The sequence below is a fragment of the Streptomyces sp. R818 genome, from assembly GCF_056172735.1.
In genome coordinates this window covers 1335496-1350750 of record NZ_JAOCNE010000003.1, presented here as the reverse complement: position 1 = coordinate 1350750, position 15255 = coordinate 1335496, and the positions used below count along the sequence as shown (strand labels likewise).

At 71.8% G+C, this 15255-nt stretch carries 12 protein-coding genes and 1 pseudogene; 4 read left to right on the top strand and 9 right to left on the bottom strand.

Annotated elements, in window-relative coordinates; all coding sequences use genetic code 11:
* Positions 1-111: 111 nt before the first annotated feature.
* A complete protein-coding gene (gene era / locus N5I75_RS11280; RefSeq protein WP_476676571.1) occupies positions 112-1062 on the top strand; it encodes a GTPase Era in 951 nt (316 codons plus the stop codon).
* On the opposite strand, the gene N5I75_RS11275 is transcribed toward era, so the two are convergent.
* The gene (locus N5I75_RS11275; protein ID WP_476676570.1) at positions 1059-1901 is read right to left on the bottom strand and encodes a helix-turn-helix transcriptional regulator; all 843 of its coding nucleotides are present in this window, start codon (positions 1899-1901) and stop codon (positions 1059-1061) included. The genes era and N5I75_RS11275 overlap by 4 nt on opposite strands.
* 146 nt (positions 1902-2047) lie before the next feature.
* On the opposite strand from N5I75_RS11275, the gene N5I75_RS11270 reads away from it, so the two are divergent.
* The gene (locus tag N5I75_RS11270) at positions 2048-2902 is read left to right on the top strand and encodes an NAD-dependent epimerase/dehydratase family protein (RefSeq protein WP_476676569.1); all 855 of its coding nucleotides are present in this window, start codon (positions 2048-2050) and stop codon (positions 2900-2902) included.
* Between the two features lie 360 nt (positions 2903-3262).
* Here N5I75_RS11270 and N5I75_RS11265 read toward each other — a convergent pair whose 3' ends face one another.
* Genes N5I75_RS11265 through N5I75_RS11245 form a run of 5 tightly spaced genes read right to left on the bottom strand, consistent with a single transcriptional unit; the run spans position 3263 to position 8138 of the window.
* Entirely contained in the window at positions 3263-4090 is an 828-nt protein-coding gene (locus N5I75_RS11265; RefSeq protein ID WP_476676568.1) for a GNAT family N-acetyltransferase, read from the bottom strand.
* A gap of 26 nt (positions 4091-4116) precedes the next feature.
* A complete protein-coding gene (locus tag N5I75_RS11260; protein ID WP_476676567.1) occupies positions 4117-5367 on the bottom strand; it encodes an MFS transporter in 1251 nt (416 codons plus the stop codon).
* Positions 5364-6695: a GH1 family beta-glucosidase gene (locus tag N5I75_RS11255; protein WP_476676566.1), complete on the bottom strand. Its 1332-nt coding sequence runs from the start codon at positions 6693-6695 to the stop codon at positions 5364-5366. The genes N5I75_RS11260 and N5I75_RS11255 overlap by 4 nt, the downstream gene beginning before the upstream one ends.
* 57 nt (positions 6696-6752) lie before the next feature.
* Entirely contained in the window at positions 6753-7019 is a 267-nt protein-coding gene (locus tag N5I75_RS11250; RefSeq protein ID WP_476676565.1) for a protealysin inhibitor emfourin, read from the bottom strand.
* A gap of 33 nt (positions 7020-7052) precedes the next feature.
* Positions 7053-8138, bottom strand: a complete 1086-nt coding sequence (locus N5I75_RS11245) for a M4 family metallopeptidase (protein ID WP_476676564.1) — start codon at positions 8136-8138, stop codon at positions 7053-7055.
* 305 nt (positions 8139-8443) lie between these two features.
* Between N5I75_RS11245 and leuA the strand changes: the two genes are divergently transcribed.
* Together leuA and N5I75_RS11235 are read left to right on the top strand one after the other, a co-directional pair.
* Positions 8444-10165 (top strand): 2-isopropylmalate synthase, encoded by a 1722-nt coding sequence (gene leuA / locus N5I75_RS11240; RefSeq protein ID WP_476676563.1) that lies wholly within the window; start codon positions 8444-8446, stop codon positions 10163-10165.
* 207 nt (positions 10166-10372) lie between these two features.
* Positions 10373-11050: a tellurite resistance TerB family protein gene (locus N5I75_RS11235; protein WP_476676562.1), complete on the top strand. Its 678-nt coding sequence runs from the start codon at positions 10373-10375 to the stop codon at positions 11048-11050.
* A gap of 220 nt (positions 11051-11270) precedes the next feature.
* Here the strand turns inward: N5I75_RS11235 and N5I75_RS11230 are convergent, their stop codons facing one another.
* The 3 genes and pseudogenes from N5I75_RS11230 to N5I75_RS11220 form a co-directional block, all read right to left on the bottom strand.
* Positions 11271-12269 carry an oligopeptide/dipeptide ABC transporter ATP-binding protein gene (locus tag N5I75_RS11230; RefSeq protein WP_476676561.1) on the bottom strand — a complete coding sequence of 333 codons (999 nt, stop codon included), beginning with the start codon at positions 12267-12269 and terminating at the stop codon, positions 11271-11273.
* Positions 12266-14289: pseudogene (locus N5I75_RS11225) on the bottom strand (dipeptide/oligopeptide/nickel ABC transporter permease/ATP-binding protein). Before N5I75_RS11225 ends, N5I75_RS11230 begins: the two are co-directional and overlap by 4 nt.
* Positions 14286-15245, bottom strand: coding sequence for an ABC transporter permease (locus N5I75_RS11220; RefSeq protein ID WP_476676560.1), 960 nt, complete (start codon positions 15243-15245; stop codon positions 14286-14288). The pseudogene N5I75_RS11225 and the gene N5I75_RS11220 overlap by 4 nt, the downstream one beginning before the upstream one ends.
* Positions 15246-15255: the final 10 nt, after the last annotated feature.

The following is a 15255-nucleotide window of genomic DNA, read 5'->3' as shown; positions in this document are numbered from 1 at the left end:
CGTCACCGGTCCGCGTTTCCGATTCCGTACCCCGACGTTTCCGCCGTGTTTCGTGTTGCCGGGGGGTTACCGGGACCTCTCGGTGCTCGTGTGCGTTCCGGATCAGGGACAATGGGCGCCATGAGCGTTCACACCCCCGCCGCCGGATCCGCCCATCGCGCCGGCTTCGCCTGCTTCGTCGGCCGTCCCAACGCGGGCAAGTCCACCCTCACGAACGCTCTGGTCGGCAAGAAGGTGGCCATCACCGCCGACCAGCCGCAGACCACGCGGCACACCGTGCGCGGCATCGTGCACCGCGAGGACGCGCAGCTGATCCTCGTGGACACCCCGGGCCTGCACAAGCCGCGTACGTTGCTGGGCGAGCGGCTCAACGACGTCGTGCGCACCACGTGGGCCGAGGTCGACGTCATCGGCTTCTGCCTGCCCGCCAACGAGAAGATCGGGCCCGGCGACCGGTTCATCGCCAAGGAACTCGCGTCCATCAAGAAGACGCCGAAGATCGCTGTCGTCACCAAGACCGACCTCGTCGACAGCAAGGCCCTCGCCGAGCAGCTCATCGCCATCGACCAGCTCGGCAAGGAGCTGGGCTTCGAGTGGGCGGAGATCATCCCCGTCTCGGCCGTCGCCGACCAGCAGGTCGGCCTGCTCGCCGATCTGCTCGTGCCGCTGCTCCCCGAGGGGCCCGCCCTCTACCCCGAGGGCGACCTCACCGACGAACCCGAGCAGGTCATGGTCGCCGAGCTGATCCGCGAGGCCGCGCTCGAAGGCGTCCGGGACGAGCTGCCGCACTCCATCGCCGTCGTCGTCGAGGAGATGCTGCCGCGCGAGGACCGGCCCGCCGACAAGCCGCTCCTCGACATCCACGCCTTCGTCTACATCGAGCGGCCCAGCCAGAAGGGCATCATCATCGGCCCCAAGGGCGAGCGCCTGAAAAAGGTCGGCATCAAGTCCCGCAAGCAGATCGAGGCGCTGCTCGGCACACCCGTCTTCCTCGACCTGCACGTGAAGGTCGCCAAGGACTGGCAGCGCGACCCGCGCCAGCTCCGCAAGCTCGGCTTCTAGCCGCCGGACGTACGGGTGGGGGTGAGGTCCTGGAGGCCGATCACCCTCAGCAGCTCCAGGCGCTCGTACGTGTCCGTGCCCGGGCGCGCCGAATGCACGACGAGCTGCTGGTCGTGGCCGTCGCTCAGCAGCACCTCGCAGTCCAGGTCGAGGGTGCCGACCACCGGGTGCAGGAAACGCTTCGTCGACGCGTGCCGCACCGCCACGACGTGGGACTCCCACAGTTCGGCGAAGTGCGCGTCGCTCGCGCGGAGTTCGGCCACCAGCGCGGCCGGGCCCGGGTCGTCCGGGCGGGCGCCGACGACCGCCCGCAGGTGCGCCACGTGGGCGCGGGCGTGCGTCGCGTAGTCCTCCGGCGGGATCATGGCGCGCACCGCCGGGTCCGTGAAGTAGCGGCGGACCAGGTTCTCGCCCGTGTGCTCGCCCGACAGGGCCACCGCCATCGTGTTCTGCGCGAGCACCTCGCCCCAGTCGCTCAGCACCTGCGCCGGCAGGTCGTGCAGCCGGTCGAGGATCAGCAGCAGGCCCGGCCGGACGTGCGCCGAGGAGACGCCTGCGCGCGGCGGCTCCTCGCCCGCCAGGTGGAACAGGTGGTCGCGTTCGTCCGCCGTCAGGCGCAGGGCGCGGGCGAGGGCGGTCAGCATCTGGCGGGAGGGGTGTGAGCCGCGGCGCTGTTCGAGCCGCGTGTAGTAGTCGACGGACATCCCCGCGAGCTGCGCCACCTCCTCGCGGCGCAGACCCGGCGTACGGCGCCGGGCGCCCGCCGTCAGGCCCACGTCCGACGGGGTCAGGCGGGTGCGGGCGCGGCGCAGGAAGTCGGCGAGTTCTCCACGGTTCACCTCTCCAGGGTCGCTCGGGCCGCCCGGCTTATCCAGGGCGTGCCGGTCCCTGGATAAGCGCGTCTCTCCCGCGTGTGCGCTGCCGCGCCGAGGGTGGTGTCCACGGCTACGACGGCCGCGATGGCTACGACGACGAGGAGGCGGCCATGCTGACATTGGTGACAGGTGCGACAGGGCAGGTCGGCAAGCGGTTCGTGCCCCGGCTGCTGCAGAGCGGGGCGCCCGGCGACGAGGTCCGGGTCCTGGTGCGGGACGCGTCCCGCGCGGAACGGTTCGCCGAGCTGGGGGCGCAGGTGGTGATCGGCGATCTGCGGGACGCCGAGGCGCTCGGCAAGGCGACGGCGGGGGTCGACGCGGTCGTCAACGTCGCCGCGGCGTTCCGTGGCGTGCCGGACGAGGAGGCACGGGCGGTCAACCGGGACGCGGCGATCGAACTGGGCCGCGCGGCGGTGGCCTCCGGCGTGCGGAGGTTCGTGCAGGTCAGCACGGGGCTCGTGTACGGGGCCGGGCGCGGGCGGCCCCTGGTGGAGTCGGACGGGACGGTGCCGGGCGGGGCCATGTGGGGCGCCTACCCCGAGTCCAAGTGGGAGGCCGAGCGGGCGCTGGTGGCGCTGGACGGCCTCTCCGACCTCCGCATCGGGCGGCTCCCCTTCGTCTACGGCGACGGTGACCCGCATCTGGCCAACGCGATGCAATGGGCTCCGCACTGGCCCGCCACGCAGCGCCTCCACATGGGGCACCACGCGGATGTCTCCCAGGGCCTGCAGCGGCTGCTGTACGCGCCCGGCGCCGAGGGCGTCTACAACATCGCGGACGACGCTCCGCTGACGACGGTGGATGTGTACGCCCTGAACGGCCTCCCGGTCCCGGCGGACCTCTACGAGAAGGTGGACCCGGACCCTTGGCGAGCGGTGCTCTCCACGTCCCGCATCCGCCGGGAACTGGGTTACCGCCCGTTCTACCCGTCGGTCTGGGTGGCCCAGGACATGGGCGCGCTGTAGAGGGGCCCCGCCAGGGGCGCGGGGAACTGCGCGCCCAGCCACGACGGCGCAGCACCCGGCAACGATCTGAAGCCCCGGGGCTCCGCCCCGGCCCCCGCTCCTCAATCGCCGGAGGGGCTTGACTGGCCCAGCTGCTCGATCGCTAGCGAGGGTTGGTGGCCACATCGCCGGACGAGATCGACTGCCCAGGGGCGCGGGGAACTGCGCGGCCAGCCACGATGGCGCAGCACCCGGCAACGGTCTGAAGCCCCGGGGCTCCGCCCCGGCCCCCGCTCCTCAATCGCCGGAGGGGCTTGGTATGCCTAGGGGCGCGGGGAACTGCGCGCCCAGCCACGACGGCGGCGCACACGCCCGAGAACCTCAGTCGGCAGATGCGGACGCGATCATCGCCGTGCCCACAGGCCGAAAACCCAGCCGCGCATAAACCCGGGCAACATCACCATCCCCGGCCGACAGGAAGACCGTAGAGACGCCGGAGGCCACCGCCTCGGAGACCAGCGCGGCCGTCACCGCGAGCCCGAACCCCCGCCGCCGCGCCGCAGGCAACGTACCGACGCCCGCGACCTCCGTGACGTCGCCGACGGGCACGTGCATGCCGGAGCAGAGGACGACCCCGTCCTCGACGGCGGCGGCGAGGACGAGGCGGCCGGCACGGATGCGTTCCTGGTGGTCGGGGACGCTGCCGTCCCCGGCGCGCTCGGCGACCATCGCCGAGAGCTCCGCACCACCGGCGGAGCCCACCGCCGTGCCGGGCTGCGCGAACGCCACGTACGGCAGCGCGAGCGCGGCGGCGAGGAACGGGTCCCGCGCGTCGAGGACCCGGACGAGGGGGTGCGGGGCGGGCAGCGGAGCGGAGGCGTCCCGCGCCATCAGCGGATGCTCGCTGACCCGCAGCCCGGCCTCCTCGACGGCCGCCCGCATCCCGGGCGTCGTCTCCGCAACCCATTCGAACGCCTCGGGCACCCCCAGCTCCCGCTGCCGGGCCACCACTTCGCGTACGTCATCGGCGTTCGGTGGCGGCGCGTCGGTGCGGAGCGCGGGCCGCGCGTAGTACGGCCAGCCGGGGCCCTCGCGGACGAAGAGCGTGAGCGAGCCGTGCTCCTCGACGCGGGCGGCGGAGCGCGGCACGGCGTCGTAGTACCGCTCCAGGCGGCCGAGAAGGGCGGATGGTGAGTCAACTGAGGTCATGGGCGCGGACGCTACGTCATACCCCCTCAGTCCACCGACCGAATTTTCCGGACCAGGAGCGCCCCGAGCAGCCCGACGGCGGCCGCCACCGCGTACAGCGTCCGGTAGCCGCCGAGATGGTTCACCAGCGGCGCCGCCACGGCCGGAGCGGCCACCTGGGGAAGGGAGTTGGCGACGTTGATGACGCCGAGGTCCTTGCCGCGGTCGAGCGCGGCCGGCAGCACGTCCGTCATCAGCGCGAAGTCGACCGAGGTGAAGACCCCGAAGCCGACCCCGAGGAGGGCCGCCGCGACGATCGCCCCGGGCCAGGTCTGCCAGGCGGCGAGAAGCGCCGTCGCCACCGCGATCAGCACGCCCGACCAGAGCACGTACGGTTTGCGGCGGCCCGCCCGGTCCGACCGGACACCGGCGACGACGACCGTGGCGAGCAGCGTCACCCCGTTCACGGCGGTGAGGATCAGCACGCCGGTCTCCGGGTCGTCGTGGTGGAGGCGGTCGCGCAGGTAGTAGAAGAGGTAGAGCAGGACGAGCGCGTTGCCGAGGTTGATCAGGAAGCGGGTCAGCCACGCCCAGGCCAGATCGGGGTGGCGGCGCGGGCTCAGCCGGAACCCCGCCGCGAAACCGCGCCACGACCACGCCGGACGGTCGGCCGGGTCCAGGCGCAGGTCCCGGTGGAGCAGCACGTACGGCACGACGCCCGCCACCGTGAACACCGCGCACGCCGCATACCCGGCGCCCACCCCGCCCGCCACCGTCGCGAGCCCCGTGCCGACGACCGCGCCCAGGAGCTGCGCCGCCCCGAGCCAGCCGCTCACCGTGCCCCGCTGCAGTCGCGGCACCCGGTCGGGGACGGCCGCCGTGACCGCCGCGAACGCCGCGTTGAGCGTCAGCTGCACCAGGCACCAGCCCGCGGAGAGCACCCACACCGCGTCCGCGCCGCCAAGGAGGAGCAGGGAGAGCGCGCCGCTCGTCGTGCCCGCCACGATCCACGGCGTACGCCGCCCGTAGCGTGCGACCGTGCGGTCGGACAGGGCGCCGAACAGCGGGCTCGCCGCCAGGGACACCACCGCGCCGGCGCCCGTCACCCATGCGAGCAGCGACTCCTTCGACATTCCCGCGCCGTACGCGAAGTGCTCGGACTGCTGGGCGAGCAGGATCTGCAGGGGGCCGTACCAGCCGACCCAGATCGCGACGTTGGCGAGGGAGAGGGCCGTCGTCCAGCCGCGGCCGACGCGGTCGACCGGCTCCCGCAGCGCCTCGCCGCCCGCGGACGTCATGCCCGCTGGGCGCGGAGCGCGTCCCGCAGCCAGCCGTACGACGCCTTCGGCGTGCGCGCCTGGGTCGCGAAGTCGACGTGCACGAGCCCGAACCGTTTGGTGTAGCCCTCCGCCCACTCCCAGTTGTCGAGGAGCGACCAGACGAAGTAGCCGCGTACGTCCACGCCCGCCTCCAGCGCCCGGTGCAGCGCCCTGAGATGGCCGTCCAGGTACGCGATCCGCTCCTGGTCGTCCAGGCCCTCGTACGCGCAGCCGTTCTCGGTGATGATCACCGGCGGGAGGCGGTCGCCGTAGCGGGCGCGGAAGTCGGTGAGGAGTGCCGTGAGCGCCTCCGGGACCACCGGCCAGCCGAAGTCCGTCGTCGGGTGGCCCGTGATCTCCCGTACGGAGAAGGGGAGTTCGGCAGGGAGGGTGAGCCCGGAGAACTCCACCTCCTTCTCGGCCGGGGCGCCCACCTTCGTCGGCTGGTAGAAGTTGATGCCGTACCAGTCGAGCGTGTACTCGGAGATCAGCTTCAGGTCGGCCGCCACGTCGTCGCCCGGCATCAGCTCCGCGAAGCCCTCCGGGTACGTGCCGAGGAGCAGCGGGTCCGCGAAGAGCCGGTTCAGGATCGTGTCGTACAAGGTGGCCGCCGCCGTGTCGGCCGGGTCGTCGGAGGCGGGCCAGGTCGGGCCGTGGGAGTTGGCGATGCCGATCGACCGGGCGCCCGCCGCGCGCAGCGCCCGCGCCGCCAGGCCGTGCGCGAGGAGCTGGTGGTGGGCGACCGGGAGCGCGTCGAAGAGGAGCTTCTCGCCGGGCGCGTGCTCGCCGAGGGCGTGGCCGAGCAGGGTGTGTTCGGCGGGCTCGTTCAGCGTGATCCACTGCTCGACGCGGTCGCCGAGGCGGGCCGCGACCGTGGTGACGTACTCGGCGAAACGTGTCGCCGTCGAGCGGTTCAGCCAGCCGCCCGCCTCGGCCACGCTCACCGGCAGGTCCCAGTGGAAGAGGGTCGGCACCGGGCGGACGCCCTGCGCGCACAACGCGTCGACCAGGCGGTCGTAGAAGTCGAGGCCGCCGGGCGAAAGAGCGCGCGGCCAGGAGATCGAGAAGCGGTAGGCGTCCACGCCCAGGTCGCGGACGAGCGCCACGTCCTCCTGGTAGCGGGCGACGTGGTCGCAGGCCGTCTCCGCCGTCGAGCCGTCCTTGATACGGCCCGGCTCGGCGGAGAACCGGTCCCATATGGAGGGCGCACGCCGGTCGGCGGCGCCCTCGATCTGATGGGCTGAGGTGGACACGCCCCACTGGAAGCCGGGCGGGAAGGGCGGGAGCGCGCCTGCGGTAGCTGCCATGGGCGCGATCATCCGTACCGGTCAGTACCAAGTCAACGCCCGTGCGGCGGACGGGACTTACGCTCCTTCTTTGAGCACCCGCGTGATCAGTTTGCGCTGTTCCTCGGTGAGCCGGGGGTCCGCGCAGTACACGGTCTTCCCGTCCACGGTGAGGGTGTAGCTGAACCCGTCGGGGACCCCGATGGGCGGCGTGCCCCGGCCCGCGGCCAGCGCCTTCTCGGCCAGGGCATGCCACTCGTGGGCGTCGGTGCGGCCGGCCGTGTCGACCTCCGCGTGGCGGTCGATCCCGGCGAAGCCGCCCGTGCGTGAGACATGGATACGCATGGATCCCTGTCTACTCCAATCCGCCGCGACAGGTCAGTGGGTCGGTACGCCGACCTGCTCCCACGCCTTCAGGACGGCCTGGTACTCCTCGCCGCCGCCGTAGCGGGCCTGCGCGCTCTTCACCGTCGCCTTGGCGAAGTCGGGGAAGAGGGCGTCCTGCTTCAGCTCGCCGCCGGTCAGCGTGTCGAACCAGATCTGTCCTGCCCGCTCCCACGCGTTGCCGCCGAGGGTCTCGGCGAGGATGTAGAAGGCGTGGTTGGGGATGCCGGAGTTGATGTGCACGCCGCCGTTGTCCCGGCCCGTGCGCACGTAGTGGGCCATGTCGGCGGGTTGCGGGTCCTTGCCGAGCACGTCGTCGTCGTAGGCCGTGCCGGGGGCCTTCATGGAGCGCAGGGCGACGCCGGTGACGTCCGGGGCGAGCAGGCCCGCGCCGATCAGCCAGTCGGCCTCGGCGGCGGTCTGGCCGAGCGAGTACTGCTTGATGAGGGAGCCGAAGACGTCCGACATCGACTCGTTGAGCGCGCCGGGCTGGCCGAAGTACGTCAGGTTCGCCGTGTACTGCGTGACGCCGTGGGTCAGCTCGTGGCCGATGACGTCGATGGGGATGGTGAAGTCGAGGAAGATCTCCCCGTCCCCGTCGCCGAACACCATCTGCTCGCCGTTCCAGAACGCGTTGTTGTAGTCCTGGTCGTAGTGGACCGTCGCGTCGAGCGCCAGGCCCTCGCCGTCGATGGAGAAGCGGCCGTACTTCTGGAGGTAGAGCTCGAAGGTCGCGCCGAGGCCCGCGTACGCGCGGTTGACGGTCGCGTCCTGGCCGGGCTGGTCCCCCTCGCCGCGGACCTTGCGGCCCGGCAGGTCGGTGCGGTGCTGGGCGTCGTAGAGGGTGCGGCGCGGTGTCTGGGGGGCGCCCGCGGCGGGCGGGGCCACGGACGGGGCGCCGAGGACGGTGGTCATCCGGCGGCGGGTGCGCTCGAAGGCGTCACGTTCGAGGCTCTTGCGGGCCGCGGCGGCGACCGCGCGGTTGTCGGACTGGGCGACCTGGTCCTGGAGGTGGGGCGGCACGATCGTGCAGAAAACGGGCTCGAACCCCTTCGGGTTCCCCGTTGGGTTGGCGGTCATGCGCAGCAATGTGGCACTGGGTCATGCCGCTGTCACTACCTGCCACCATGATTAGCGAAATAGAGGTATTGATCACCCCTTGCCCGTCACAACGCGTCCGTCTCGGCTATGAGCGGTCCCGCATACTGATACGGGCCTTCGCGTCCGGCGGGTCTCGGTTAGAGTGCGGGGCATCATGCGTTTCGGGTTGCTTCTCCTTAGCTGCCGCGGCGAGGGCCTGTAGTCGAGGCCGACCCCCTCCCCGCGGAGTTCGGCGTTGCGCCGTCGGCCGCCTTACAAGGCCACCTTCGAGGAGCCCACGCATTATGCCGAACTTCCAGCGCCCCACCTCCATGCCGGTCCACAAGTACGGTCAGTACGAGCAGGTGGACATCGCCGCCCGCACCTGGCCGGACAACCGGATCACGAAGGCGCCCCGCTGGCTCTCCACCGACCTGCGCGACGGCAACCAGGCGCTGATCGACCCCATGTCGCCCGCCCGTAAGCGCGAGATGTTCGACCTGCTGGTCCGGATGGGCTACAAGGAGATCGAGGTCGGCTTCCCCTCCTCCGGGCAGACCGACTTCGATTTCGTCCGGTCGATCATCGAGGACCCGGACGCCATCCCGGACGACGTCACGATCTCCGTACTGACCCAGGCCCGCGAGGAGCTGATCGCGCGGACCGTCGAGTCCCTGGTCGGCGCCAAGCGCGCCACGGTCCACCTGTACAACGCGACGGCGCCGGTCTGGCGCGAGGTCGTCTTCCGCGGCTCCAAGGACGCCGTCAAGCAGATCGCCGTCGACGGCACGCGGCTGGTCATGGAGTACGCGGAGAAGCTGCTCGGCCCCGAGACGGTCTTCGGCTACCAGTACAGCCCGGAGATCTTCACCGACACCGAGCTGGACTTCGCCCTGGAGGTCTGCGAGGCCGTCTGCGACGAGTGGCAGCCGGGCCCGGACCGCGAGATCATCCTGAACCTGCCCGCCACGGTGGAGCGGTCGACCCCCTCCACGCACGCGGACCGCTTCGAGTGGATGTCGAGGAACCTGACGCGCCGCGAGTACGTCTGCCTGTCCGTGCACCCGCACAACGACCGCGGCACCGCCGTCGCCGCCGCCGAGCTGGCCCTGATGGCCGGCGCCGACCGCATCGAGGGCTGCCTGTTCGGCCAGGGCGAGCGCACCGGCAACGTCGACCTGGTGACGCTGGGCATGAACCTGTTCTCGCAGGGTGTCGACCCGCAGATCGACTTCTCGGAGATCGACGAGATCCGCCGCACCGCCGAGTACTGCACCCAGATGGAGGTCCACCCGCGCCACCCCTACGCGGGCGACCTGGTCTACACCGCCTTCTCCGGCTCCCACCAGGACGCCATCAAGAAGGGCTTCGAGGCGATGGAGCAGCGCGCCGCGAAGGCCGGCAAGACCGTCGACGACATCGAGTGGGCCGTCCCGTACCTGCCGATCGACCCCAAGGACGTCGGCCGCTCCTACGAGGCCGTCATCCGGGTCAACTCGCAGTCCGGCAAGGGCGGTATCGCCTACGTCCTGAAGAACGACCACAGCCTGGACCTGCCGCGCCGTATGCAGGTCGAGTTCTCCAAGGTCATCCAGGTCAAGACGGACGCCGAGGGCGGCGAGGTCACGCCCAAGGACATCTGGAACGCCTTCCAGGACGAGTACCTGCCGAACCCGAACAACCCGTGGGGCCGCATCCAGGTCAAGGCCGGGCAGACGACCACGGACACCGACGGCGTCGACACGCTGACCGTCGAGGCCGAGGTCGACGGCGTCGAGCAGGTCCTGGTCGGCACCGGCAACGGTCCGATCTCCGCGTTCTTCCACGCGCTGCAGGGCATCGGCATCGACGCCCGCCTGCTGGACTACCAGGAGCACACGATGAGCGAGGGTGCGTCCGCCGTCGCCGCCTCGTACATCGAGGTCGCCATCGGCGACAAGGTTCTGTGGGGCATCGGGATCGACGCGAATACGACACGTGCGTCGCTGAAGGCGGTCGTCTCCGCGGTCAACCGCTCCGCCCGCTGACCCGGCTGAGCTGCGCTTTCGCGGCCCCGTACACCTTTTGTGGGTGTGCGGGGCCGCGTCATGTCTCGGCCAGTGGGCGGCTCCTTCGTGACCTCGGCGTGACCAAGGTACTGACGCCGCGCGGGCAATGTGGCTAACATCACGCCAACGCCGCGATGTTGCGGCGCCGTCAGGGAGGTGTGCGACGTGACGCCGATTTGGGAACGTATGCGACGAACCGGGAACTCGCGGGTTCTGGGCGTGCACACCACATGGACCACCGTGGGGGACGGGGAGTTCTTCTGCCCCGGCTGCGGTGGCGACCGCAACTACGAGCGGTGCACGGGGCGTCGCCGCTTCACCGTGCTCGGCGTGCCGGTGGTGCCGCGGGGGGAGACCGGGCCCGTCGTCCAGTGCGCGGCCTGCGAGGGCCGGTTCGGCACGGACGCGCTCGATCATCCGACCACGCACCGCTTTTCCGGGATGCTGCGCGACGCGGTGCACACGGTGGTCCTGGCGGTGCTCGCGGCGGGCGGCGCGACGTCGCGTCCCGCGCTCGAGTGTGCCGTCGGGGTCCTGCGCACGGCCGGCTTCGAGGACTGCTCCGAGGTGCAACTGGCCGCGCTCGTGGAGGGGTTGGTCACGGACGCCGGGCGGCTGCCCGAGCACTGCGGGCCCGGTGCCGGGCTCGCCATAGAGCTCCACGAGGCCCTCGACCCGCTCGCCCAGCACCTCGCCCCGGCCGGCCGCGAATCGATCCTTCTGCAGGGTGCCCGGATCGCCCTGGCGGACGGACCCTACTCGGGTGCGGAGCGGGATGTCCTGGGGACGGTGGGCGCCGCCCTGACCATGTGTGTCGACGAGGTCAGCCGCCTGCTGACGGTGGCGGCCCGCACCCCCAGCTGACGTGGGGGCGCGGGGAACTGCGCGCCCGGCCACGACGGTGGCGCACCCGGCGATGGTGCCAAGCCCCGGGGCTCCGCCCCGGCCCCCGCTGCCTCTCGTACAAAGGCGGGGCTTATGTGGCCTGCTGCTCAAGCGCGGAGGAGCTGGACGTGCCTAGGGGCGCGGGGAACTGCGCGACCAGCCACGACGGTGGCGCGCCCGGCAGCGGTGCCGAGCCCCGCTACACCTCGTGCACCAGATCGTGCGTCGACTGTTCCGCGTCCACCGGGTGATGGCACCGGAACACATGCCCACCAGCCCCCGCCGGCCCAGGCATTGTCGTCGCGCACGTCACATCCGCCCGCCAGCAGCGCGTCCGGAACGGGCAGCCGGACGGTGGGTGCGTGGCCGAGGGGACCGGGCCCGTCAGGGGGATCGGGTCGATCGGGTCGAGGAGGCCCGGCGTGGCCGAGAAGAGGGCGCGGGTGTAGGGGTGGCGGGAGCGGTCGAGGACGTCGGCGGCCGGGGTCTCCTCCACGATGCGGCCCAGGTACATGGTGATGACCCGGTCGCTCATCCTGCGCACCGTCTGGATGTCGTGCGAGACGAAGACCAGGGCGAGGCCCAGTCGCTCCTTGAGGTCGAGGAGGAGGTTGAGGATCTGGGCGCGGACGGAGACGTCGAGGGCGCTGGTCGGTTCGTCGGCGACCACCAGATCCGGCTCCAGGGCGAGGGCCCGGGCGATGGCGACGCGTTGGCGCTGGCCGCCGGAGAGCTGGCCGGGGAGCACGTCCGCCAGGGCCTTCGGCAGGCCCACCAGGGACAGCAGCTCCCGTACGCGGTCCTCGCGCTCGGGCGGGGTGCCGCGGCGGTGCACGTCCATCGGGTCGCGGACGATCTGGCGTACGGTCAGACGGCGGTTCAGGGCCGTCGACGGGTCCTGGAAGATCATGCCCACGCCTGTGCCGAGCGCTGCGCGGCGTCCGGCGGGGGGCATGGTCCAGAGGTCGTCGCCCTTGTACGTCACTGTGCCTGACGTGGGGCGCTGGACGCCGACCAGGACCTTGGCCAGGGTCGACTTGCCGCAGCCCGATTCGCCCACGACGCCCAGTGTTTCGCCGGGGGCGATGGCCAGGTCGGCGGCCGTGAGAGCGTGGACGTGGTCGCGGCGGAAGAGGCCGCCGGAGCGGGCCTTGTGCACGACGTGCACGTCTGTCAGTTCGACGATGGGGGGCTTCATTCCGGCTCCGTGTTCGTGGAGGTCGCACGGCGCGCCGTGGGGACGGAGGAGGCGTCGGCGGCCACCGGCTCGTCGTGGCTGGTCGCGCGGTTCCCCGCGCCCCTCAAGGCCGGATGGTGGCAGGCCGTGAGGTGGGTGCGGGCGCCCTGTAGCGCAGGGGTCTGCGTTCGGCACACCGCCGACGCCAGCGGGCAGCGGTCCGTGAAGCGGCAGCCCGGGGGGAAGTCCGCCGGGGACGGGACCACGCCCCTGATCTGGGTCAGGCGGGCCGCCGACGCCTCCAGGGAGAGGACCGAGCCGAGGAGGCCGCGCGTGTAGTGGTGGTGCGGGGCCTCGACCAGGTCCGCCGTCACGCCCGTCTCCACGATCTGGCCGCCGTACATGACGACGACGCGGTCGGTGACGTCGGCGATCAGCGCGAGGTCGTGCGAGACGAGGACGAGCGCGAACCCGAGTTCGGCGCGGAGCCGCAGCAGCAACTCGATGACCTGGGCCTGCACCGTCACGTCGAGAGCCGTCGTCGGCTCGTCGGCGATGATCAGCTTCGGGTCGCGGGAGAGCGCCATGGCGATGAGGACGCGCTGGCGCTGGCCGCCGGAGAGTTCGTGCGGGTAGCTGCGCAGGGTGCGGCCCGGGTCGAGCCCGACGAGGTCGAGGAGTTCGGCGGGGGAGCGGCGGCCTCCGCGCCGGACGACCTGTTTGAGCTGGGCCCGGACCGTCATCGCCGGGTTGAGGGACGACAGCGCGTCCTGGTAGATCATCGCCATGTCGTGGCCGAGGAGGCGGCGCCGGGCGCCCGTCGGGAGGCCGACGAGTTCGCGGCCGTCGAAGGTGACGTGGCCGCGGATCCGGGCGCCCGCGGGGTGCAGGCCCATCACGGTCAGCGCGGTGAGCGACTTGCCGCAGCCGGACTCGCCGACCAGGCCGAGGACCTCGCCGGGCCGCACGTCGAAGCCGATGCCGTCGACGATGTCGACCCCGCCGTGCCGGCCGTCGAACCCGATGGCGAGGTCCCGTACGGAGAGGACGGGGGCCGCGTCGGGCAGGGGCGGGCCCGGGAGCGCAGGCGGGCCGCCGCCTCCGTCAGGCCGGGGAGTTCCAGGACCTTGCCGGTGCCGGGCGCCGCCGTCTCCAGGCGATCGGGCTCCTTGGCCGTGGGGACGTCGCGCGCGGCCGGGGCCGCCCACGCATCCGAGACGCCTTCGCTGAGGACGTTCAGGGAGAGGACCGTGACCAGCATCAACAGGCCCGGGAAGACGGTCGCCCACCAGCCGCCGATCAGGACCATGTTCTTGCCGTCGGCGATGACGCTGCCCCACGACGGGTCCGGCGGCCGGACGCCCGCGCCGATGAAGGACAGCGACGCCTCGAAGACGATGGCCTCCGCGACCTGCACGGTGCAGAAGACGAGGATCGGGGCCGCGCAGTTGATGGCGACGTGCTTGAGCACGATGTGCCAGGTGCGGGCCCCGATGACCCGTTCGGCGGTGACGTAGTCCTCGCCGTACTGGTCCAGGACGTTGGCGCGCACGACCCGCGCGATCGGTGGCGTGAAGAGGAACGCGAGCGCGCAGATCAGGACCGGGATGCCGCCGCCGAACACGGCTACGAGGACGGCCGCGAGGGCGATCCCGGGGAACGCCATGACGACGTCGAGGCAGCGCATGACCGTCTCGTCCGCCGCCTTGGTGGAGGTCGCGGCGGCCGCGCCGAGCACCGCGCCGACGAGCAGCGCGAGCAGCGTCGCCCCGAGCCCGATCGCGAGGGACCAGCGCGCCCCGTACATCAGCCGGCTGAGAATGTCGCGGCCGAGGCTGTCCTGGCCCATCCAGTGCTGCGCGGAGGGGTGCCCGACGCCGTCGACCTGCGGCTGCTGGTCGAGCGGGTCGTGCGGTGCGAGCAGCGGCGCGAACACGGCCATGAGGACGACGACGGTGATGACGCCGAGGGCGATGCGCGACAGGACGGGCAGGCGGCGCAGTCTGCGTACCTTCGTGAACACGCCGAGGGCGCCGGTCATGACGCCGCCCGCAGGCGCGGGTTGACGAGCAGGTACAGCACGTCGATCACCAGATTGATGACGACGAACCCGACGGCCGTGGTCAGCACGACCCCCTGGACCACCGCCGGGTCACCGTTCTTCACCGCGTCGATCATCAGCTTTCCCATTCCGGGCAGCGAGAAGATCGTCTCGACGACCACCGCCCCGCCCAGCAGATAGCCCACGCGCAGACCGAGCACGGTGAGCGGGTTGATCAGGGCGTTGCGCAGTACGTTGCGGCCGACCACGACGACCGGCGGGAGCCCGCTGCCGACGGCCGTGCGCACGTAGTCCTTGTCCAGCTCCTCCACGACCGCCGTCCGCACGATGCGGGTGAGCTGCGCGGCGACGGGGAGGGACAGGGCGAGCGCGGGCAGCGTCATGCACTTCAGCCAGCCGGTGAAGGAGTCGGCCGGGTTGATGTAGCCGCCGGTCGGGAACCAGCCCAGGTCGACCGCCAGGTACTGGATCATGAGCAGCGCCAGCCAGAAGCCGGGCGCCGCGACGCCGGTCAGCGAGACGACGCGGACGATCTGGTCCCAGGCCCGGTCGCGGTGGATGGCGGCGCTGATGCCGAGCACCAGGGACACAATCACGGCGATGCCCAGGCCGAGGAAGGTCAGTTGCAGGGTGAGCGGCAGCGCCGTCGTCACCTGCTCCACGACCGGCTGCCGGGTCAGCACGCTGATGCCCATGTCGCCCTGGAGCAGGTCCCCGACGAAGTGCAGGTAGCGCAGGGGGAGCGGGTCGAGAAGCCCGTTGCGCTCGCGGAAGTCGTGCAGCTGCTCCGGTGTCGGGTTGGCGCCCTGGAAGTACGCGGACGCCGGGTCGATGTCGGCGAAGCGCATCACGAGGAACACGAACAGGACGATGCCGAGCAGCAGCGGCACGAGCAGCACGAGCCGCCGGGCGAGAATTCTGGCGATCACTGCCACGGGCAGCAAC

What these genes read in the sequence shown, in the direction of transcription:
- N5I75_RS11245 (WP_476676564.1), bottom strand. Translation starts at nt 8,138, where the DNA reads ATGACCGCCAACCCAACGGGGAACCCGAAGGGGTTCGAGCCCGTTTTC.
- N5I75_RS11235 (WP_476676562.1), top strand. Translation starts at nt 10,373, where the DNA reads ATGCGACGAACCGGGAACTCGCGGGTTCTGGGCGTGCACACCACATGG.
- N5I75_RS11265 (WP_476676568.1), bottom strand. Translation starts at nt 4,090, where the DNA reads ATGACCTCAGTTGACTCACCATCCGCCCTTCTCGGCCGCCTGGAGCGG.
- N5I75_RS11250 (WP_476676565.1), bottom strand. Translation starts at nt 7,019, where the DNA reads ATGCGTATCCATGTCTCACGCACGGGCGGCTTCGCCGGGATCGACCGC.
- N5I75_RS11270 (WP_476676569.1), top strand. Translation starts at nt 2,048, where the DNA reads ATGCTGACATTGGTGACAGGTGCGACAGGGCAGGTCGGCAAGCGGTTC.
- N5I75_RS11255 (WP_476676566.1), bottom strand. Translation starts at nt 6,695, where the DNA reads ATGGCAGCTACCGCAGGCGCGCTCCCGCCCTTCCCGCCCGGCTTCCAG.
- leuA (WP_476676563.1), top strand. Translation starts at nt 8,444, where the DNA reads ATGCCGAACTTCCAGCGCCCCACCTCCATGCCGGTCCACAAGTACGGT.
- N5I75_RS11230 (WP_476676561.1), bottom strand. Translation starts at nt 12,269, where the DNA reads ATGAAGCCCCCCATCGTCGAACTGACAGACGTGCACGTCGTGCACAAG.
- N5I75_RS11260 (WP_476676567.1), bottom strand. Translation starts at nt 5,367, where the DNA reads ATGACGTCCGCGGGCGGCGAGGCGCTGCGGGAGCCGGTCGACCGCGTC.
- era (WP_476676571.1), top strand. Translation starts at nt 112, where the DNA reads ATGGGCGCCATGAGCGTTCACACCCCCGCCGCCGGATCCGCCCATCGC.